Raw genomic sequence first — 24,440 nt, 5'->3', positions numbered from 1 at the left:
AAATCTGCCTGCGCTATGACTATTTTACTTTAGAAATACTGGAATAAGTTTTACTTCGTCTAGTTTGATTGCCTTTAATCCTAGACTATTCAGGCAAAGCATTTAAACAAAGTAGCATATTTACTTTCAAACATCAGACTTTATACTACAAAAATAGGTCTTTTGATAATATAGAGAGGCGTAATTGTGTTTTATCAATTATTTATTAATGCATGTATTTTAATAGCATTTATCAGTATATCGTATTTCGGATTTAAGGATAGGGAAGTGAATATTAATGCTTCTTATCTCACAAAAATAGTGATTGGATTAATCAGTGGCTTGTTAGGAATTAGTTTAATGCTAAATAGTGTTTATGTATTACCGGAGGTCATGATTGATTTTCGTTACATTCCTTTATTACTAACGGTAGTGTTTTGTGGATTTATACCATCAATTACAGCAGGTATATTAATGGGTACATTTCGATTCCTTTATTTTGGTGCTTCAAAGTCGTCTACTGTTGCATTTGTAATTATCATTTTAATTGTTTTGGGATTTAATATTATAAGTAAGTATGTGGAGTCTAAGAAAAAAAAGTGGATATACTCAATCATATACATGGTATTGCTCTTTTCAGCAGGATTATTTTTCGTAACAGGGATATCAATATTATTCTTTAGAATTTTAGTGATTTATTACATTGGTAATACATTTGTGGCTTATGTAATATATCAGTATACAGGATATTTAGTTGATATGATAAAAATGAACAACAAATTAAAAAAGGAAGCTACTAAGGATTTTCTTACGGGATTAAATAATGTACGAGAATTTGATACATCTTTTCGCAACCTATCCCGATTAACAATTTTAAAAGAAGAAAAACTGTCATATATATATATGGATATTGACTTCTTTAAGAAAATTAACGATACATACGGGCATACTGCGGGAGACATTGTATTACAAAAAACGGCTGAAATTTTAAAAGATACCGTTAGAACTTTCGATGTCGTTTCCCGAAATGGAGGGGAAGAATTTTCTGCATTATTATTAGATTGTTCAGCTGAGCATGCATTTAGAATAGCGGAAAGAATACGTAAAAAAATTGAAACTTACAATTTCGAAATTTCAAATGATATAAGTATAGATATTACAGTATCGATTGGAATCGCATCATATCCTTACACATCTATGAACATAGATAGTTTGATAGAGGATGCAGATAAGGCATTATATGAAGCCAAAAGAATCGGAAGAAATAGAGTGGTAATGTATAAAAATAAAGACTGAGAGCGAAAAAATAAAGGCAAATTTAATGCAAATTCAATGTAAAAAAAACTTGAAAATATCAGTCTTTTTATGATGAAATAAATTCCTTCGAGTATCAAAGGTGTGTAAATCCAGATATGGGATTACCTACTTTTTTATACGAACAAATATAAATGTGTATCCGGTCAGCGAGAATTTAGCTGCTAGGTATACAAATTATTAAAAGTCAAGTCTTAAACTAATATTTTTTGAATAGAGTGCTGAATTGTATTTTAGATATATTTGAACATTGAAAACTGTATGACAAATAGAGCATCTATATAGGTGCTCAAAAAAGATGTATTGAGAATATAGTATTAAGCTACTTTGATATATTGTTGCCTTGTTTTCTCAAGATGATTACGCTTACAAGTTTCTTGGCAGCATGTGAAATGGCAACATTGTAGTGCTTTCCTTCAGAACGTTTTTCGTAAGATAGGCTACAAATGTTGGATCCCAAAGGCAAACAAATTTAGATGAATTAAAAGTGCATATCCGAGGTATCTAGAACTACGCTCTTCATATGAGAATAAGAGGACACAAGTTGTCCTGATTGGTAGATGAATGGAGATAATCCAGCATAAGCAAGTATCTTATAAGGAGAATCAAAAATACTAAAGTCGCCAATTTCAGCAATAATCATTGCTCCCATACGGTAGCTAATACCAGGAATTCTTAAAATTGGAGAATCTATTTCATCCATGATTGCTTTGATTTCAGATTCGACTTCATCAATCTCCCATATTAATTTAATGGTATACTTCAACCCTAAGGATTTTACTGGCATAATAGAGCCAATAGAGGCTTTAGCAACTTCACGAAAAGTGATTGCAGTTTCCTTTCTAATTGTGTCCACCTCATTTCTTTGTTATGAGGTTTTATTATACTATAGTTGGGACATAATCATTTGTGGTTTAAGAGGACATTATCATATATGATTCATATAATTTGAAAACATAGTGATTTGTAGTTGCCGGGTGAAAATTTTGTGATATACTGTGAAATAAACATAAATGTTTTTGAAAAAAAATCACCTATCTATCATAGATATTCAACGTTAGGGGTGAAGAGTGATCATTAATCAAATTGTATAGAATCTTAGATTAAGATAAATGAAAATTTTTTCTACAATAAAATGATATGTTTATAATTATCGTAAATGATATACATATTTTATTCTAATAAATACATTTGCGGTGTTTTTGAGTTATGTAGTCATGACAATATTTTAATTGAATTTGGAGATTTTTATGAAAGAAAAAAATACATTTCAAAAAAAAATAGTATTGTTTTTGGCTGTCGGTTTTTGTATGGTATCGGCTTGTATTTATACAATCTGGGAAAAGCCAAGCGTACCGATCTGCACAAATGGCGTCCTTGATTTATCTCACTGGAGATTGGGCGATGATGGAACAGTACCATTGAATGGCAAGTGGGAATTTTATCCCGACCGTTTGCTTTCTACTACAGATATTAACAATCCGTCTTTGAAAAATGTGGAATACCTGCAAGTACCCGGTCGATGGGCAAATAAAAAAGCAGACATAGATATAGCGGATAGAGGTATCGGAACCTATCATCTGATTATAAAGACAAATGGGGAAACTTCCCAGTACGGACTCAAAATCACTAATATCCGATCCTCCTGTAGAATATATGCCAACGGAAAAGAGATTACCAAGGTGGGTAATCCGACAACTACTTATTCAACAGCCTATGAAACGAGTATCCTGCCGGTGATGGCGTTCTTTCCTTCAGATAATGATACCATTGATTTAGTCATTCAAGTTGCAAATTGGGATTATGTCAACGGCGGTATCATACAACCTATTTATTTAGGTAGCCAACAGGGTATTCTTCATACTGATTTTATACATAAAATGCTTGAAAGCATTGGAATTGCCGCGCTGATGATTTTTGGCTGTTTATTCGTTGCCATATATTTTTTTAGTAGGCATAATAAACATTTGCTGTTTCTTGGATTGGTTTGCATTTCCTATACTTTTGTTAAAGTAGCTGATGGGGAAAAGTTTTTTAACTTTATTTTCAACTCTATTTCGTATTTGAATGTCTTACGGTTTAAAAATACCGCCATCTGCTTGAGCATCATATTTATGGGACTCTTTATACGTGAATTGGGAAAGGATTTTATTCCGCTTCGTGTTTTAAAAGGTATTATTTTGTCCTTATCGTGTGGGGTCCTTCTTTTGTTAATAATTCGAAATAAAGATCTTTACCTTGTCGAGATGATGTTGAGCTTTTTTGATATAAGCAGTTATGTAATTTATAGCATATTTATTTTTAGAGCAGCCCGTAGGGCGAAATACGGAACTATTGGGAAAAATGGTACTTTGCTGCTGCTTTTGTTTGTTTCTTTAATCACGATTTCATTTTGCGGAGCATATTTGTACTTTACTTCCATACTTCACACTTATATATCGCCCTCATTGATTTTACTATGCGGTTTATCCATGGCGTCCTTTCTATATATTATTCAATTTGTTAAGGCTAACGATAGTATGAATGCATGGAATCAAAAGTTGATTCAGGCGGATAAGGAGAAGGATCAGCTGTTAATACAAACCTCCAACGCATTTAAAACACCCCTTTACAGCATCATCAGTGTGGCAAAATCGACGGTCGATTCCGGGGAGGATTCCGGTCGGCAACAGAAAAATTTGATTTTGATTTCCTCTGTTGCTGCAAGGCTATCCAGTCTTGTAAATGATATTATTGACTTTCAAAGCATAAAAAACCACACCTTGCGCCTGAATTGTCGTGATTTTGATGTAAGTGGAACTATTCAGGCTGTGAACGAAGTGCTGATTCATATAAAAAAAGGTGAACAGGTTCAGCTGCAAAATGCAGTTCCGATAGGCTGTTTTTATGTCCACGCAGATGAAGATAGGTTGCACCAAATACTGATTCATATAGTGGGCAATGCTTTAAGATATACCCAAACAGGGTTTGTTAAAATCACGGCGGAAGTGATTGACGGAGAAATACAGATTTATGTTATGGATACCGGTGTAGGAATTAGCCAGGAGGATCAGAAAAATCTATTTGACGATCGTTTCAGTGAACAAAAAGATGAAAGTTCTGATCCGTTTTTTATCGGAATGGGCCTTAAAATTTCAAAAATGCTGGCAAAAAATATGCAGGGAAATTTATTTTTGAAAAAATCCACGCCCGGAGAAGGTTCTGTTTTTGTGATTCAAATGCCACAAATGGCAGAATACTCGACTAAAAATATAGATAATTCACTGGTAGAAGCAGATAAAAGTACCTTACTTGTGTCATCCAATTACGTTCCATCCGGTAATGCCAGCGCACTTCCGTACATACTGCTTGCAGTTGACGATGAAGCGGAAAATATCAAAACTCTACAGGAAATCTTCTATGCAAAAGAGTATCAGATTTTAGGGGCCTACAGCGGTGAGCAGGCGTTAAAGCGACTAAACGAACGCAGAGATATTTCTATTGTGCTTTTAGATACATCTATGCCGGGCATGACAGGATATGAAGTGTGTCGACGCATTCGAGTGGAGCATTCTTTGTATGAACTTCCCATACTGCTTTTCACCTCACGACATGCACCGGAAGACATAGCAGAAGGTTTTGAAGCCGGCGCAAATGACTTTTTAGTGAAGCCCTATGATGTAAGGGAACTTACAGCGAGGGTTAATACCCTTTTAAGAATGAAAGAGTCAGCTGAAAATACGGTAAAAATGGAAACCGCTTTTTTGCAGTCCCAGATCAAGCCCCATTTTTTATACAATGCATTAAGTACAATTATTTCACTGTGCCGAAAAGACGGGGGTCAGGCGGAAAATCTGCTTAAGGATTTAAGCAATTATCTAAGAGGCAGTCTTGATATTGACCCAAATCATTCCTTTATTAGTGTAAAACAGGAGCTTTCTCTAGTGGAATCCTATATTCATATTGACAAAGCTCGCTTTGGAGAACGTCTTAACGTTGTTTTAGATTTGGATGACGATGTGATGGGAATTGAAATTCCTGCTATGATAATCCAACCCATTGTTGAGAATGCCGTCCGACATGGATTGATGAAACGAATTTCAGGAGGGACAGTGGCTATATCTATAAAAAAAGTTGACATGGAACTGGTTATCTCTGTCAGCGATGACGGTCAGGGAATGAACGATGAAAAACAAAAGTCTCTATTAGACAGTAGCCTTTCCACAAGTGGAATTGCGCTAAAAAATGTGAATAAGCGTTTAATTAATGCTTATGGGCAGGGATTAGAGATTCAGAGTGACTTTGGTCTAGGAACTACAGTGACCATGCGTATACCTGTAGGTGACACTATGCAAAAAGGAGTTTTGGTAAATGATTAAAGCAATGATTGTAGATGATGAGAAACTGCTTGCGGAATATATAGGCGAACTACTTGAGGCCTATCAGTTTGAAGTTGTAGGGCTTTTTTCAAATCCATGTGAGGCCTTACAAAAAATAGATTTACTAAAGCCCGATGTTTTGTTTTTGGATATTGAAATGCCGGAGATAAATGGTCTTGAACTGGCTGAACGTGCACAAGCGGAAGGATATGATGGTGAAGTTGTTTTCATCACGGCATATAATCAATATGCGATTGAGGCCTTTACAGTCAATGCTCTGGATTACCTTCTCAAACCCGTACTTGAAAAGGATTTGGAGCGTACAGTGCTTCGTTTGCAAAAAAGGTTGAACCGTACAGGAACTTTAACTGAAACGCCACAAGCGAAGTTCTTAAACATTAGTATGTTCGGTTCCTTTCGCGCTTGCTGTGAGTATGAGGAACCTATTCACTGGACAACTTCGAAATGTGCAGAGCTTTTCGCATTTTTGCTTCTGCAAAAAAATAGAGAAGCAACGAAGGATAAACTGATGGACACTCTTTTTCCAGATAAGGACAAGGACAAGGCAGATATCAATTTGAGAAGCTCTATCAGTCGCCTAAACAAAACACTTCATGAAAGTGGTGTATCCATAGCTGTCGTTTTTAAAGGTGGTGACTATCAGCTTCACATAAATGAATTTCTAGAACTGCGTTTGGACGCATTTCTTCTGGAATCGCTCAACCCAGAAACAGACTGTATGAATGATGAGCGAGCAAAGGAGTATCATCAGATATTAACTACATATCAGGGGATGCTTTTTGAAAATTTTGGCGGGGAATGGTGTGAGCCATATCGGGTACTATATCATCTGCGCTTTGTCAGCGCGGCAAAGCGGTTGATTATGTATTTGATAAAACGGGACACAGAATATCTCTCGGCGTTGGAACTGATTGAAACTGTGACTAAATATGAGCCTTATGATGAAACTGTTCGCGGCTGTGCCATGCAAATCCATTTTAGGTTGACAGGCAAACAGGGTGTACATGATTATTTCAAAATATATCAGAAGCTTTTAGAAACCGACTTGGGAGAAAAGCCGGGAGAAAATCTTTACAAATTATATGAGCAACTAATGCACAATGCATAAGCAATTTGGTTAAACCTAAATAAACAGCAAAACAAGCCGAAATTTGAAATTTCGGCTTGTTTTGCTGTTTTGCTGTAAAATAACACAAATAATTTTGTCGTTATTCAGGGAATCATGTCCAAGCAGCTGTTTTTGTCACAGCTTTGTCACAATTGCTATTGTAAAATAATAATAAAATACTATGGTTGTTTGCTGTGGGTATTTTAGAAGAAAAAGTAATCATAACGGAGGAAAATTATGAACATAAAGAAAAGATCAACAGTTATAGTGCGTATTTTATCAGTGCTTCTTTCAATTGCAATTTTGCCGATAGGTATGCTGACAGTAAGTGCGGCTACACAAAACGGTTCTGAAACTTATCCATACCTTATAACCAGCGCAAGTGATCTGGCGCAATTTGCCACAGATGTAAACAGCGGCGTTAATACGGTCGATATGTATTATAAGCTGACATCGGATATTGATATATCCGGTTATGAGAACTGGACACCGATTGGTAGCTATAACAATGCTTTTAAAGGCTATTTCGACGGCGGCAATTATACCATCAGCGGCCTTACCATTAAAACAAGTACGGATGTTGCCAATTCCGGTTTTGGCCTGTTTGGCTCTGTTGATTCGGGGTATGTTACAGAATCCATGCCCACCAGGTTGAAAAACATAAAGCTTGCGAAAGTTTCGGTAGAATGTACGTCAACCAGCTCACTGGTATATGTCGGAAGTCTGGCTGGATTTGCCTCTCGATTAACTGTTGAAAACTGCTCTGCCAGCACAGCAGAGGGGAAAACTGTCTCAGGGCCCAATGCCGGCGGGCTTATTGGATATACGTCTGGGTGCGGTCTGAAAAATTTGAGCAACGGCTGTGACGTAGCTGCCACTGGCAGTTATACCACTCCAAATTATGCCGGAGGCATTACGAGTACTGCAAGAGGATGCTATCTTACAAATCTGAGGAACAATGCAACTGTATCCCATAAAGATTCAACCAACATGGACAGTTCCGTCGGTGGAATCACAGGAGGCGCCTGGTATTGTTTTTCGCTTACCGGATTGGTTAATACTGGAAACGTGAATGGAGCAAGCAGTGCGGGCGGCATTACAGGCTATACCCAAGGTTTTCCTAGTGGTACACACACAAAGGTGAGCAACTCGTATAACACAGGAACAATTACATCAAGTGGAAACAACACCGGCGGTCTTATAGGACAATGCCAGCTTACCGACATTGGACAAAGTTTTAATTTTGGAAAGGTAAACGGTACCCAATATACAGGCGGAATAATTGGCAGATTAGGAAATCAGAACGGAAACGGGGTCGATTACACCAAGGTAAGCAATTACTTAACCAACTGCTATAATACTGCAAGTGTCAGTGGTACGAGCTATGTTGGCGGTATTGCCGGGGAAGCTAATCAGTGTGCATCGGTGACCAAAACATACAGCGCAAGCTCTGTAGAGGGCACCAGTTTAGTCGGTGCGCTGGTTGGGAAATTTGGCGGAATGGAGTCTTCGAATAATTTTTATGCTCCGGCAATCAATCCCGCACTCGCCATTTATTTTAATGGGAGCGATTATCGTAAAGGAGCCGGAGTCGGCAGTAACCAACAATGGAATGCAACTGCACTCACTGTTGAGCAAATGACTGACAACAGCGTTTTGACCTCAGGCAATGATAAGGGTCTGATGAGCGCACTGGGCTCAGAATGGAAAAAGCGGACAAACGACGGTTCAATCTACTATCCCGAACTTAATGTATTCTACACCTCATCGGAAAGTGAAGTGCAAGCCACCTCCAGACGCAGTGTAATGGCGACCATTCCGCTGACGTATAGCTTTTCTATTAGTCCGCAACCGGCGGATGTTCAAACCCCGATAATCCTTCCCACAGTAAGCGAAGGCTACAAATCGGCTGCGTCCCAGACCGTTCTTGTAAGCAATACCGGCACAGGAGACACAGGGGAGTTTACCCTTTCTCTCGTACAAGCAAGCTTAAACTATTTCTCGCTGTCGAAAGCCACAATGGCAAGTCTCGCGGTAGGCAAAAGTGATAGCTTTACCGTTACGCCAAATACAGGACTTGCGCCAGGTACCTATCAGGACTTTGTTCAAATATCATGCTCAAACACCAATATGCAAGCTTCTGATAAAAACAAAGGCTTTTTAATAGAGTTTACGGTAGTTGAAAGTGTAACCAAAGATATTATTAACTTAAGTCCTTTTGATGATAAAACTTTTGCAACTAAAACTGAAGGCTACAGTCCAGTTGCCGTGCATACCGTCGATGTAAGCAATACCGGTACAGAAGATACAGGCGAGCTTACGGTTTCGCTTAGCGGAACAAACGCCGATTCCTTTACGCTTTCAAAAACCACGATTACCAATATTGCAGCAAACGGCAGCGAGAATTTTACCGTTGTGCCAAAAACAGGGCTTCCGGTAGGTACCTACACGGCTACTGTTACAGTTTCGGGTGACACTATCACGCCAAAGAACTTTGATGTATTCTTTACGGTTGAAGAAAACAAAGATGTGATTATCCTTAATCCCTTCGACGACAAAACCTTTTCCCCAGTAACCGTTGGCTACAGCCCTGTTACTGCTTATGACGTCAATTTAAGCAATACCGGAACCAGAGCCACAGGCGAGCTTACAGTTTCGCTTAGTGGAACAAACGCCGATTCCTTCACGCTTTCAAAAACCACAATAGCCAGCCTTGAAGCAAACGGTAGCAACAGCTTTTCCGTTGTGCCAAAAACCGGACTTGCAGTAGGCACCTACACTGCAACTGTTACAGTATCCGGCGACAATATCACGCCAAAGAGCTTTAATATAAGCTTTACGGTTGAAGAAAACAAAGATGTGATTATCCTTAATCCCTTCGACGACAAAACCTTTTCCCCAGCAACCGTTGGCTACAGCCCTGTTACTGCTTATGACGTCAATTTAAGCAATACCGGCACCAGAGCCACGGGTGAGCTTACCGTTTCACTTAGCGGAACAAACGCCGATTCCTTTATGCTTTCAAAAACCACAATAGCCAGCCTTACAGCAAACGGTAGCGACAATTTTACCGTTGTGCCAAAAACCGGACTTGCAGTAGGTACCTACACTGCAACTGTTACAGTATCCGGAAACAATATTATACCAAAGAGCTTTGATGTAAGTTTTACAGTGAAAATCAATCCACCTACAGCAACAGGCGGAAAAAGGACGGTTACTGTAAAAGATGTCACTGACGGTGCTACCCTTAAGCTCTACAAGCCTGATGGAACAATTGTAATCGAGACACCAACTAAAAACCCAGATGGAACCTATACCTACACCAATGTTGAACCAGGTAACTACTATGTAACACAAACAATAAACGGAATTGAAAGTGGACATTCCAATACGGCGATGGTAACCGATGCAACACCCGAAACCCCATCGGCACCTACAGCAAAAGGCGGAAAACGGACGGTTACTGTAAAAGATGTTAAAGACGATGCTACCCTTAAGCTTTACAAAGCTGATGGCACAATTGTAACTGCGATACCAACAAAGAACCTAGATGGAACATATACATATACTGATTTAGAACCAGGAACCTACTATGTAACACAGACCTCTGGTGGTGTTGAAAGCGATCATTCTAACACCGTAACGGTAACACCAGAAGCACCAATAGCTCCAACAGCTCCAACAGCTCCAACAACAACTGGTGGAACAAAGACAATCACTGTAAAAGATGTTAAAGACGATACTACCTTTAAGCTTTACAAAGCTGATGGTACAATTGTAACTGCGATACCAACAAAGAACCCAGATGGAACATATACATATACTGATTTAGAACCAGGAACCTATTATGTAACACAGACCTCTGGTGGTGTTGAAAGTGATCCTTCTAACACAGTGACGGTAACACCAGAAGCACCAATAGCTCCAACAACAACTGGCGGAACACGAACAATCACGGTAAAAGATGTCACCGACGGAGCTACTCTTAACCTCTATAAGTCTGATGGAACTCTGGTAAATGTTGCACCAACGAAAAACTTAGATGGCTTCTATACCTATATAGATTTAGAACTGGGTGTTTACTATGTAACCCAGACAGTAGACGGCGTTGAGGGAGGACCTTCCGGCACATTTTCTGTAACAGAAAATGATGATAACAATTTCGGTGCTGACAACGGGACCGACTCGGGCAAACCAAGTACAGATAATTCTGATAATGCACCAAAAACTGGAGATAGCGTTAGTGTGGCACTTCTCATAGGATTGTTAAGTCTATCCTTGCTAATTATATCTCTTATGTTGAAGCGCAGAAGACAAAATTCATAGCACTTTTTATGAAGGTGACCGTACCATGAAAACAGCATGGCACGGTCACTGTTTATACAATTCTCTTTTGTTGTATTAGTACAAGGATGATATTTTTAAATAGTATTTAAATAAATTTGAATTGGGAAGGAATTAACATGAAAAAGAGTACAAAATAATTTTTAGGCTACAAGCAAATTCGTTAAGTATAATTCTTGTACTTATCTATATGCTACCTATACAATCGGTACCTTTTCTTTAGACGTAATGATCAAATAGAAAACACCGACATTGTCAGAACCTTATCCTTAAGCTACATGCACAAGGGTGGTTCCGATTATATCCAGCTGCTGTCACCTTGTAAAATTACTGATGGCTCAAAGATTGAAAAGCTTCACGAAAAATACTCATTTGAGCTGAAAGATAATATTGACGGTTCAACAGGGGCAGTAAATAATAATATTAATCCCCTAGCTATGCTGGGACGAATAGAGTAAACGGAAGTGTTACGTATGTTATAAAAAAATCCTCCTATGTTAAAATGATACCCGCCTTTTAGGCGAGCAAGTGGGCTGATAGCAAACAACCACATGAAGTGGTGGTTGCTAACTTAAACTTATATCAGGAGTTGAACAAAGTTGAGGGATTGGTATATATAATATTACAAATCGTTAGAAAAAATTATATGGAATATCTCTTATCATTAAAAATATAGAAGATGCGGGATTAAAAGTATATAAATATACCAGATAAAGGAAGTGAAAATAATGATAAGGGTAATGATAGTAGAAGATGAAAAGCCAGCTTTGGATGAATTAGAGTATCACCTTAAAAAATATGAATTTATTAAGATAATATCAAAACATCAAAATGTAAAAGAAGTATTATTATGTATTAGCCAGGAAATGCCTGATGTTATATTTTTAGATATTGATATGCCTAATAAAAATGGTCTTCAGCTGTCCCAGAAAATTAAGAAAATAAATAATAACATTGTTATTATTTTTATATCTGCTTATTCTCAATATTCATTGGAAGCCTTTAATTTCTTTCCATTGGATTACATTATAAAACCGATAAATGAAAAACGCCTACAAAAAACAATATTACAGATTTCTTTTATATTTCAACAGAAGACGAAAGAAAATACAATTAAGAATAATAAAAAAATCGTTAAATGTTTTCAAAAATTTGAAATCTGTTTGAATGATGATGCAAATAGGGAAGTGAAATTTCCAACGAGGCAAACGAAGGAAATGTTAGCATATTTAATTTTTCATTTTGAAAGACGGGTAACCAGAAAAGAATTAATAGATTATATTTTTGGTGGAATTGAAGACAAAAAAAATATAAATCTTTTGCATGTTACAGCTTATAAATTAAGGAATTTGTTAACAGCTGTTGGAATTAAGGAAAATCAATTGCTGATATCGGGAAATTATATTTTAAAAGCTGCTGATGGAGTATGTGATTATATTGATTTTATTAAATTTTATAATCAAACACCATTAATTGATAAAGAAAATATAGAAAAAGCAGAGAATATCATAAAAACTTATGAGGGACCTTATCTTCAAGATGAAGATTATATCTGGGCAGATGAAATTCGTACCCAGGTGGAGCTACAATATGAAAAGTTGATTTTGTTAATGACAGATTATTATTATGAAGCATTTGAATATGAAAAATATGAAAAAATTTTGATGACATTAATTAAGTATGATCCATTAAATGAAAAAGGATATAATATTTTACTGAATTATTTGATGAAAACAGAAAAACATGATAAATTTATTAGATTTTATAAAGAGTATGAAAAAATGTTAAAGGAAGAATTTTGTTTAAAACCTAAATCTAAATTTAATAATTACTATAGAAATATTTTGTAAGAAGGATAAAATATATAAGCGCTCTAATTTAATTCTTGTAATTAAATTCTGGATTTTTTGCTTATAAAATTCAGAATTTTTTAAAGATTGTATGATAAGATGTCACAAAATATAAATATACGAACTAGTTATTACTACTTCACATATTCTATGGAAAGAGGAAATGATATATGAACGGGAGAAAAAAAATTTTCAGAAGGACTAGGGGAAAAAATATACGTAGAATAATGTCAGTTATACTATGTGTGTTGATTTTCATTAATTTTATACCCTCAGTATCTACATTTGCGGTAGATGCTAATGACCAGACAGCAAGTAATGATATTATCAGAACTTTGGAATTAAGTTATTTGCTTAAGGGAAGTACAAGTTTTGTACAGCTTAAGTCGCCCTATAAGATTGAAGATAGCTCTAAAATTGAAAAATTTCGAGCTAAATATACGTTCAAGCTGGATGATCATGTGGATGAACTCGGCGCTGAAAACCGGGTGATTAAAAGTGGAGATTATTATACTATTGATTTACCAGATAAAATACAACTGTCAAATCCAACAGATGGAAGCATTTTCGACAAGGAAAATAATATCATTGCTACTTATTCGTTTTATAAAAGTGCTGATAGTACATGGCATATAAAGATTACTTTTACTAGTTATGTAGATGATAAAAACAAGTATGATATTTATGGACAGCTAGATTTTGATTTTAATTTGGATTTAAGTTCAGTACCTGCAGGGACTAGTACACAAGTTACAATTCCTATCAGTAATACGGCATCTGTTATAATAGATGTGGTTAAGCCAGTTCCACCAGTTACGACACCAACGTCTCTGACAAAATCAGTAGCTAGCTATAATAATCAGACTAGGGAACTTGTTTGGAATATAAAAGTGGAACCTTCCAATGGCATATTTAGTGGCTGTGTGTTTACAGATACCATTAATCCTGAGTATATGGAATTAAAGTCCATAAAACATGGAAGTTTAACCCTTCTTGAAGGTACAGATTATACCTATGATACTTTAACTGGAAAGCTTGTATATACGATACCATTAGGCCGTGATGGCATTAGTTTCCAAAACATCGTTATTACGACAACTGTAAAGCCAAGTGTGTATGGAAAACTGACTGCTACAACTATTTCCAATTTGGCGAATCTTTCTGGGGGTGACAACTATGTAAATATCGATTCCAATATAGCTAGCCAGACAATTAATCCTGACTGGCTTTCAAAATCTGGTTCATTATATCAGGGAAATAAGATAAAATGGAGCATTAATGCTAATATTACAAACCAATCCATGTATAATGGTGTGATTACTGATAATTTACAGTCTGATGTTAAATTAGATAAGACAAGTGTATATTTATCTGCAACATCGATAACAATTTATGATAATTCCTATACGCCTTCTCGTAATTCGGAAGTATATGGTATATATATCCAAAATCCGGATGGAACGGCAACGTTAAAAATATATTTACCGAGGGGAATGGAAAATGCTTCTTCAACAAAGCAAACGATTACTTATGTTACAGATGTTGTAGCTCCAGTAACAGTAGCAGCACAAAATCCAACCTATAATAATAGGGCAAGCTTAGATTGTAATTACATTGGAGATGGAAATACGGAAGGTACACTACCAACAGTTAATATAAACCAGGTAGGGGTAAGTGTTCCGTATGTTTACATAGATAAAAGCCATTCTACTTTGAGTGCAGATGATAAAAGAGATGGTACAATTACCTGGACAGTAGCCGCAGCAAGCAATGTATCCTCTTATGGGAAAACACAGATTATGGACACACTTCCTGACAATCAGAGCTTTATTACTGATGAAATCTATTGGGGAAGCCAGAAAATTGATGAGTCAACAGAGCCTCAAGCAAGCATAAGTGCAGACGGTAGAACATTAACAATTAAATTTAATAATAATAATGCAATTTCGACAATTCAGAACTTTACTATTAAAACTAAAATTGACCCTGAAGTTTATGGTGATAATATTAGTAAGAACTTTACTAACAATATCAAATGCAATTTATTATCAGAAACAATAGGTGATGTACTAGCTACAAAATCAGATTCAGATTCTGTGAATATCCAGAATACAGTTATAGCAAAAGCATCAACTATATATAACGAAAATACTACAAAATCAGGTCAAAATCCAAGAATAGATTTCAAGATTACTATTAATAGCAATCTTATGCCTTTGAGTAATGTAATCATTAATGATAATCTAGATAACATTAAAACTCAGTTTAAAAAAGCAACTGATTCCGTTTATAGTACCCTTAGTGGAGTTAAATGGACCTATGTTCCAGACTCCTTAAAAGTGGTAAAAAGCGCAGGTACACGAGATAGCTTGGATTTAAATTCCATCATATCAAATTCTATATATAATAATAATACACTTAGTATAAATTTTGGAGATAATGTAAATGATAAATATACCATTACATTTACAGCTGAACTTGATATATTACAGAATGCAGTATTTAAAGAAAATGGAAATATCACTTGTAGTGCAAATATTGCAAACATAGATGCAACTGGATTAAAGAGTACTACGATTTCTTCCGCTCCTACAGGCACTTCAAATGTAATCAAAAATGAAGTATTAGGAAAATCAGGCGTGAATCTTGTCGCTGAACAACAAGTACAATGGACAATTAATTTAAATCAGCATCGAATTATGCTTGATTCACCTACAGTTGTAGATGAACTTCCAAAGGGGGTTACGCTAGATCCTACCACCATTAGGCTTTATAAAAATGTAATTGGAACAGATGGTAATTTTATATCAGGCACCAGTGCCAAAACAATAGGAACTGCTGTCCCATTTAATTATACATATAAACTTTCAACAGAAGCGGGAATGGAAGGGCGATATGTATTATCAGTAGATTTACCAGATAAAAGTACAGACTATATTCTGACATTTTTAACAGATATCGATAAGAGTCTTTTAGGAACTAATATTAATAATGTTGCTTATTATTCAGGACAGTCAAAAACATCGGAAAATTTTAATACAAGTACTATGACTTTATCAGGTATGGCTGGTGGAGGGTCTACAACAAAAGCTGCGATTACTGTAAACAAATATGACAGCGATACTGGGGCAGGAATTACAGGTGCAACTTTTACATTAAACTGGTTAAGAAATGGAGATGCTAATGATGTCGTTTTTGTACGTACATTGACTGCAACACAGGCTTCTATTATATTTAGGGGATTGGAACGAGGAGAAAAATATACAATAACAGAGGTATCTGCTCCTGATAATTATAAGATAGATAATCCGTCTCCAGTAGAATTTACAGTACCAGCTACAGGTACTTCTGACTGTACGCCATTAGTTTTTTATGATACACAAATCAAAACAGGAAGTTGGATACCACAGGCTGCTAAAGAATTAGATGGTAAAGATATCATACATACTTTTCAATTTGAAATTACAGATGGTACAAGTTCACTTTTAACAGGCATTACAGATACAAAACTAAGTAATGGTACTTATGCTATTTCTTTTGGCATGAATGCAGGAATATCACCGAAGGAAATTTTGAATTTCAGCAACAATCATACATTTTCGTCCAGTGAACCAAATGGTACAAAATATCTTGTGACTACAAAAACATTTTACATAAAAGAGTTATCTTCAAATCTTGCTGGATATAGTTATGATGATACAGTTTATCCGCTTGTTGTAAGTGTTTATAATGTAAAAGGACAGTCCTCGTTAAACGTAGTAATAAAAGATCTAAAGGGAAATGTTTTATCTGATGAAAAAGGTAATTTACTTACTGATAAAATACCTATTTTTCTAAATTCCTATAGAGCAAATGGTAGTATTCAGATTAATGGAATAAAAATATTAAACGGACATGCTTTGGCAACGGGGCAGTTTATCTTCGAACTTTATGAGGGTAATACGCTGATAGATACTCAAAGAAATCAGCTGGGAACCACCGCAGATCAGCAATCCTATTCCGGCAATTTTACCTTTGCAACAATTAATTATACACAAAGTGATGTTGGAATTAAAACCTATAAAATTGTGGAGAAAAATACTGGTCTTCCTGGATATAATTATGATTCAAACATATATTATGTAGATGTTCTAGTATCAGATAATGATAATGGTACACTGTCAAGTTCCATTCAGAGCATTAAAAAGATAGAAAACGGGGTTCCCACAGATGTATCTCAAATCACTTTTACCAATAATTATACAACAACAGACGCAACTGTAACTTTAAATGCTGGAAAAAATTTATCCGGCAGAGCCTTATTTGATAACCAGTTTCAGTTTCGGTTTGATCAAGTGGCTGCCGATCAAACATTAATCAAACAGATAGGTACTGTTACGAATACTGGTAATGTTATATCATTACCGACACTTACCTTTAGCCAAAGTGATGTCGGAAAATCCTACTATTATCAGCTGAGTGAAATCGATGATAATAAGTCTGGATATACATATGATACTTCTGTATATATAATAAAGCTAGATATACTTGACAATAATGATGGAACTTTAAAAATAGTAAAAACTATTACTCAAAATGGTATTACTCAGTCCCAGATAGAATTTCAAAATAGTTACAAGGCAATAGGAAGTATTATCATTGATGGAACTAAATCGTTAACTGGAAAGCCTCTGGCAGACGGATTATTTAACTTTGCAATGCAACAGGTAGATATTACAGACAATAAAAATATTGGGAATAGAATTATAACCAAAAACTTAGCAAACGGTACAATAGTATTTCCGGTTATAAATTATACAGAAGCAGACGCAGGAAAAGAATTTGAGTATAAGGTGTTTGAAATCAATGACAATATTGGTGGGTATCAATATGACAATAGTAGTTATATCGTTCATGTATCAGTAAAAGACAATGGTGATGGTACTCTTTATATAGCAAAAAAGGTAACAAATCCAGAACAGGCAACTGTTATTAAATTCAATAATACATACATTACAACAAATGTAACTACCGTATTTAATGCAAGGAAGAAATTAATAGGTAGAATACTGACTGACCAACAGTTTACTTTTGTATTGAATCAAGTTAGCCAAAATGGAACGTTTATAAAAGAAATGCAAAGAACAACAAATGATATCAACGGTGTGATTAGTTTTGCACCAGTTTCTTACACTCAGTCAGATATGGGTAAAACCTACTATTATAAAGTATCTGAGGTGAATGATGAGAATGCTAGATATATATATGATAATAATATTTATGATGTTATCGTAAATGTTGTGGATAATAATGATGGTTCGTTAAATGTATTAAAAACAATAAAATATAATTCCGTTATAGTTTCTGAATTAAGTTTTACAAATTCTTATTTAGTTGGTGTTGAAGGAGATGAAGACGGAACTACAAAATTATCCATTAATAATGATAAAACAGTTAATACAGTTAATACAGGAGATCGGAAAGAATCATCCCGCTTTATAATATTAGGAATTTTTTCACTTATTACATTGTTTAAAACTTTCATAAGAAGAAGAGCATATTAGTTTTGTGTTATCTTTTAACAGGTATTAATATTAAAAATCAACTCATTTAGTTGTTTGAATTTATATAGTAAAGATGAAATTTATGTTTTATATATTAAATTATAAATTTGAATTAATATTAAGAAAATCAAAAAAATGTAAATTAAATATAGATTTAATAATGCTGTGATAACTTATAAAATTAACAAACTTATATAGATTTATATAGATTTATATATAATTTTTCACCTAAAAGTATAAAGAATTCTTAAAACTTGTAAATTATAAATAATAAATCTAGATTTAATAAATACAGAAGAGCTGTTGGAATGAATATTATTAAAATCTGTTTAAAACAATGGAAATTTCAGAATCGTTTCAGAACTGTATGATATTATGTAGAAATAAATAATATTATGTAAAAAAATATATTAATATTTTAAGTATACTAACAAGGAGGAAAAATCATGAAAAAGAAAAGAGCAATACTAGCAACAATTGCTTTAGTTATTTTTGTTTCGAGTAATTCGTATTTAGAAAAAACTGTAAAGGCTGAGACTGACACAAGTAGATTTGGTGAAGTTCTTGTAAGTGATTCAGGAACAGATCCAACCATACAGAATGGAAATACAACGAGAAAACTTGCCGTTGCTTCTGATGGAACAATATACGCAACCTATCACTGTACAGAAGGAATAAGGGTGGCAAAAAGTTTAGATCAGGGTAATACTTTTCAAAGCAGTATTTTAGCTTATAATAAAAATCTAGAGGCAGAAATAGCTGTATCTACAGATGGGTCAGTATATTTAGCATGGGTAGAAGATTCAAACATTAAATTATCAAAAAGTACTGATGGTGGTTTGACTTTCCAAACTCCAATTGTTGTAGGTACTTCAAATAGCCCTACAGTGCATATGGCTACAGATGGTAATTATATATATATCATTGACCGGGCAGGATTAGTACTACATAGAAGTAGTGATGCTGGTGAAACATTTTCTTCAGTTACATTAGCAACAGGAATGTATGTGTTTTCAGATGTTCATGTAGATCCAACAAGTCATACTGTAATCGTTCAGGAAGATAATCCTAGCCTTAAGTACTATATTAGTACTAATTATGGAGTGTCATTTGGAGATGCGGTAATGCTATCTGAACAAAAAGTATATTTTTCTGTAGGCAGTATTGGCTCGGACTTGGCAGGTAAATATCTGTTGATAGCAGGTGCTTCAACAACTGGTGTAAAAATAAATCTTGATAATGGTGCTGTTACTAATCCCGTTATGGGGAATAATATAACTTCTCAGGGAAGATCCCTTAGTGATGATGTATATGGAAATATGGCGACAGGATACTCTGATAATACAAATGTATATCTACAAGTAAGTCATGACCTTGGTTCAACATTTGGAACTCCAATTACTGTTGCTCAGGCTACAATTGCCAATGCATCAATAAACACAACAAATGGTGATATTCTTTTCTTATATGAAAGAGCAGGTAAAATATATTTAAAAGTATATGGAAATCTGTTAAAGGGATATGATTTAAATGTATCAAACAGTAGTTTGTACTTTAATGCAGATAATAATGACGTATCAAAAGATGTAACAATAACAAATACATCAGATCAGCCGTTAGATATTAATAGTATTATAGTTTTGGGAGATTTTACAATAGATTCCTCAGGAGTCAATAGTACTTTAGCTGCTAATGAATCAGCAGTAATTCATGTAAATTATAAACATAGTATAATAGGTACAACCACTGGAAAAATCAGTATTAACTACGGAAGTAATTCAGATGTAAAATATATCAATTTGACTGGATATGTAACGAAGGCACTTCCTGTAACACCTATATTAAGTGGACCATCAGATATTTCAATAAATAATGGTGAATCTGCAATATTTTCTGTATCTGCATCTATTACAGATAATGGTACATTATCCTATCAATGGCAAAACTTAAGTGACAATGGCACATCTTGGAATAATGTTACGACTGGAGCAGGCGCTACCACCAATTCTTATACAACAGGAATTTTAACAGCTACTGATAATGGTACAAAATACCGCTGTGTTGTTGCAAATACAGTAGATGGCGTAGTATCAAGTACAACATCATCAGTCGCTTCGTTAACAATAAATAATGAAACACAGCCGATCATAAATGTAACTGGAATTCCAACAGACTGGAAAAATAGTACAAATCTAGAAATAGATGCAACAGCTGGATACAGTGGTATAAAAAGCGTAACAGTAAATGGTACTGATATAACAGATAGCTATAAAACCGGTTATACAGTGACTGAAAGCGGAAGTTATACATTTGTGGTAACAAGTAACTCAGGACTTACTGCATCGCAGACAGTTAGCATTGCAAATATAGACAGTACAGCACCTAATAAACCTGTAATTACAAAGTTAGATGAGTATACAGATAAAAATTGGTACAATACGGACCAGACAATCACAGCAGGATTCACACCAACACAGGGAAGTTCAGAAAAAGTACAATATAGCCTTGATGGTGGAAATACATGGGCAGACGGAACAAGTATTGTGGTTAGTAAAGAAGGCATCAATACAGTTTTATTTAGGGTAATTGATGAACTTGGAAATGCAAGCAATCCACAGTCAGTAACAGTACAGATAGATAAAACAAATCCATCCTTATCATTATCAGATGTAAGTGGATGGAGTTCGAGTAATGTAAGTATTGCTGTTACAGCAGATGATGCACTTTCAGGAGTGAAAGAAGTAACATATACAACAGATGAAGCGGTACCACAAACAGGAACGGTAGTATTAATAAATGGGATTGGAACAATTATACTTACAAACGAAGGACAGTATAAAGTCATCGTAACAGCAAACGATAAAGCTGGAAATACGATTGAACAGTCTAAAGAAGTAAAGATTGATAAAACAGCTCCTTCCATTAATGTAACTGGAGTTCCAACGGACTGGAAGAACAATGCAAATCTTTCCGTAGCAGCAACAGCGGGTATATCAGGAATAAAGAGCGTAACAGTAAATGGTACGGATATAACAAGCAATTATAAAACCGGTTATACAGTGACTGAAAGCGGAAATTATACATTTGTGGTAACAAGCAACTCAGGACTTACTGCATTACAGACAGTAACCATTGCAAATATAGACAGTACAGCGCCTAATAAACCTGTAATTACAAAGGCCGATGAGTATACAGATAATAATTGGTATAATACGGACCAGACAATCACAGCAGGATTCACACCAACACAGGGAAGTCCAGAAAAAGTACAATATAGCCTTGATGGTGGAAATATATGGGCAGACGGAACCAGTATTGTGGCTAGTAAAGAAGGCATCAATACAGTTTTATTTAGGGTGATTGATGACCTTGGAAATGCAAGCGATCCACAGTCAATAAAAGTACAGATAGATAAAATAAATCCATCATTATCATTATCAGATGTAAGTGGATGGAGTTCGAGTAATGTAAGAATTGATGTTACAGCAGATGATGCACTTTCAGGAGTGAAAGAAGTAACATATACAACAGATGAAGCGGTACCACAAACAGGAACAGTAGTATTAATAAATGGAATAGGAACAATTACACTTACAAACGAAGGGCAGTATAAAATCATCGTAACAGCAAACGATAAAGCTGGAAATACGATTGAACAGTCTGAAGAAGTAAAGATTGATAAAACAGCTCTTTCCATTAATGTAACTGGAGTTCCAACGGACTGGAAGAACAATGCAAATCTTTCCGTAGCAGCAACAGCGGGTATATCAGGAATAAAAAGCGTAACAGTAAATGGTACTGATATAACAGATAGCTATAAAAACGGTTATACAGTGGCTGAAAGCGGAAGTTATACATTTGTGGTAACAAGCAACTCAGGACTTACCACATCACAGACAGTAACCATTGCAAATATAGACAGTACAGCGCCTAATAAACCTGTAATTACAAAGGCCGATGAGTATACAGATAATAATTGGTATAATACGGACCAGACAATTACAGCTGGATTCACACCAACACAGGGAAGTACGGAAAAAATACAATATAGCCTTGATGGTGGAAATACATGGGCAGACGGAACCAGTATTGTGGCTAGTAAAGAAGGAATCAATACAATTTTATTCAGGGTAATCGATGAACTTGGAAATGCAAGCAATCCACAGTCAGTAACAGTACAGATAGATAAAACAAATCCATTACTATCATTATCAGATGTAAGTGGATGGAATTCAAGTAATGTAAATATTGATGTTACAGCAAATGATGTACTTTTGGGAGTGAAAGAAGTAACCTACACAACAGATGAAGCGGTGCCACAAACAGGAACAGTAATATTAATAAATGGAGTAGGAACAATTACATTTACAAAGGAAGGACAGTATAAAGTCATTGTAACAGCAAAAGATAAAGCTGGGAATATAGTTACACAGTATGAGGGTATAAAAATAGATAAGACAAAACCTGTAATTCCTGTTTTAAATAGTGTTGTTGACAGTCATTCTACAAAAATCACAGGTACTGCGGAACCTGGTTCTAAAGTAACTGTAAAGGATTCAAAAGAAAAAATTATAGGAGATGGAATTGCTAATGCTGATGGAAGCTTTTCTATAACAATAATAAAACAAACAGATGAGAGTGTTTTATATGTAATTGCAACAGATACAAGTGGAAATGTTAGCGATAAATCTACTATTCAAGTTGTTACATTAACTAGCCATGTTGCTGATATGATTGATGTACTTCCTAATCCCAATGCAGCATCAGATGATGAAATTTTAAATAGTCAGAATAAAATTACAGAAACAAAACTGAGTTATGATGCGCTTGATCAGGATGGAAGGGATTTGATTAGTTATGATAGAAAAGAAAAACTTGATAATCTTATTAGCAGACTGAAAACATTATTAGTTATTATAGCAAAAGATAAAACAACTGGAATCATGGTTGAGGGAATTGGTACTGCAGTTGTAGTTGATGAATTAAATTCGCCTGATGTTAGTAAGATTGAAATATCATTAAATGTAAAACCAATTGTGACATCTAATAATACTACAATGTCAGCTAATATAGCAATCGCTACAACAAACCTTCAAACTTCTGGACAAGAGATTCTTGCAGCATTTGATATTTCATTAATGAAATCAATTTATGGAATGTCAGGAAACCTTGATTCAAGTTCAAAAGTAAATAATTCGAGTATTGTCGATTATATTACTGTACGAATTCCAGTTCCAGATAATTATCTGGGTAGAAATGATTTATCTGTCATTTTTATTGATGATAGTGGAAATGTTCATCCATATGATACAAAGATTGTAACAAAAGATGGTATTCAATACGTTGAATTTCAAACAAATCATTTTTCAGAATATGCTATTGTAGGAAATTCGCAATTCAAAGTAATTGTGGAAACAGGGGATACAAATCCTATTGGAATATTAATAGTACTATTAGGAATAAGTGGAATTATTTTATTAACATTAAGAAAAAGAATAGCATACTGATTAGTATATATTCTAGATATTATTAGAATTGAATAAGACTAAAAATAAAAGCAGAGCATAACGCTCTGTTTTTATTTTTAATGAACCTATGACAATTATAGATGCAATTAGGACTGACCCGACTAAGACATCGAAAGAGAATATTCTTAAGGTTTATACACTTATCGTAACCATACATTGCACTATCAAAAGATGGGTCATCACAGTAAATATAATGTTATATCTTTACTGGAATTTTTCCTTGTGATTTAATTCAATTATGATTTATAATATCTCTAAACAAGTTCCAATATTTTGGATATCAATAAGAATCTGTGTTAAAATCTAAATTTTCAGGAGGGAAGACTATGCTATCAATAGAAGATTATATAGCTTCAAGAAAAAAGAAAGATAAGCTGGATGAATTCGATTTTAAG

General features: G+C 34.9%; 8 protein-coding genes. 7 read left to right on the top strand and 1 reads right to left on the bottom strand.

Annotation, left to right across the window (positions count from 1 at the left end; translation table 11 throughout):
* Positions 1-186 precede the first annotated feature (186 nt).
* A complete protein-coding gene (locus BMY18_RS18280; RefSeq protein WP_092457210.1) occupies positions 187-1,275 on the top strand; it encodes a diguanylate cyclase in 1,089 nt (362 codons plus the stop codon).
* Positions 1,276-1,774: 499 nt separating this feature from the next.
* On the opposite strand, the gene BMY18_RS18275 is transcribed toward BMY18_RS18280, so the two are convergent.
* Positions 1,775-2,149 (bottom strand): transposase, encoded by a 375-nt coding sequence (locus tag BMY18_RS18275; protein ID WP_330386014.1) that lies wholly within the window; start codon positions 2,147-2,149, stop codon positions 1,775-1,777.
* Positions 2,150-2,543: 394 nt separating this feature from the next.
* On the opposite strand from BMY18_RS18275, the gene BMY18_RS18270 reads away from it, so the two are divergent.
* The 6 genes from BMY18_RS18270 to BMY18_RS18245 all read left to right on the top strand — a co-directional run bounded on the left by BMY18_RS18270 (position 2,544) and on the right by BMY18_RS18245 (position 24,024).
* Positions 2,544-5,651: a hybrid sensor histidine kinase/response regulator gene (locus BMY18_RS18270; RefSeq protein ID WP_092457207.1), complete on the top strand. Its 3,108-nt coding sequence runs from the start codon at positions 2,544-2,546 to the stop codon at positions 5,649-5,651.
* A complete protein-coding gene (locus BMY18_RS18265; protein WP_092457204.1) occupies positions 5,644-6,780 on the top strand; it encodes a response regulator in 1,137 nt (378 codons plus the stop codon). The genes BMY18_RS18270 and BMY18_RS18265 overlap by 8 nt, the downstream gene beginning before the upstream one ends.
* A gap of 1,779 nt (positions 6,781-8,559) precedes the next feature.
* Complete coding sequence (locus BMY18_RS21195) at positions 8,560-11,106, top strand: choice-of-anchor D domain-containing protein (protein WP_170841489.1); 2,547 nt, start codon at positions 8,560-8,562, stop codon at positions 11,104-11,106.
* Positions 11,107-11,852: 746 nt separating this feature from the next.
* Positions 11,853-12,974 (top strand): response regulator, encoded by a 1,122-nt coding sequence (locus BMY18_RS18255; protein ID WP_092457198.1) that lies wholly within the window; start codon positions 11,853-11,855, stop codon positions 12,972-12,974.
* Positions 12,975-13,144: 170 nt separating this feature from the next.
* Positions 13,145-18,517 (top strand): Spy0128 family protein, encoded by a 5,373-nt coding sequence (locus BMY18_RS18250; RefSeq protein WP_092457195.1) that lies wholly within the window; start codon positions 13,145-13,147, stop codon positions 18,515-18,517.
* A gap of 446 nt (positions 18,518-18,963) precedes the next feature.
* The gene (locus BMY18_RS18245; protein WP_092457192.1) at positions 18,964-24,024 is read left to right on the top strand and encodes an OmpL47-type beta-barrel domain-containing protein; all 5,061 of its coding nucleotides are present in this window, start codon (positions 18,964-18,966) and stop codon (positions 24,022-24,024) included.
* Positions 24,025-24,440: the final 416 nt, after the last annotated feature.

Source organism: [Clostridium] fimetarium (genome assembly GCF_900111235.1).
GTDB classification, from domain to species: Bacteria; Bacillota; Clostridia; order Lachnospirales; family Lachnospiraceae; genus Clostridium_N; species Clostridium_N fimetarium.
The sequence above is the reverse complement of the archived record's forward strand: the minus strand, read 5'-3'. Positions and strand labels throughout refer to the sequence as shown.

Coding starts and splice junctions, on each gene's coding strand:
- BMY18_RS18250 (WP_092457195.1), top strand. CDS start 13,145: ATGAACGGGAGAAAAAAAATTTTCAGAAGGACTAGGGGAAAAAATATA.
- BMY18_RS18270 (WP_092457207.1), top strand. CDS start 2,544: ATGAAAGAAAAAAATACATTTCAAAAAAAAATAGTATTGTTTTTGGCT.
- BMY18_RS18245 (WP_092457192.1), top strand. CDS start 18,964: ATGAAAAAGAAAAGAGCAATACTAGCAACAATTGCTTTAGTTATTTTT.
- BMY18_RS18255 (WP_092457198.1), top strand. CDS start 11,853: ATGATAAGGGTAATGATAGTAGAAGATGAAAAGCCAGCTTTGGATGAA.
- BMY18_RS18265 (WP_092457204.1), top strand. CDS start 5,644: ATGATTAAAGCAATGATTGTAGATGATGAGAAACTGCTTGCGGAATAT.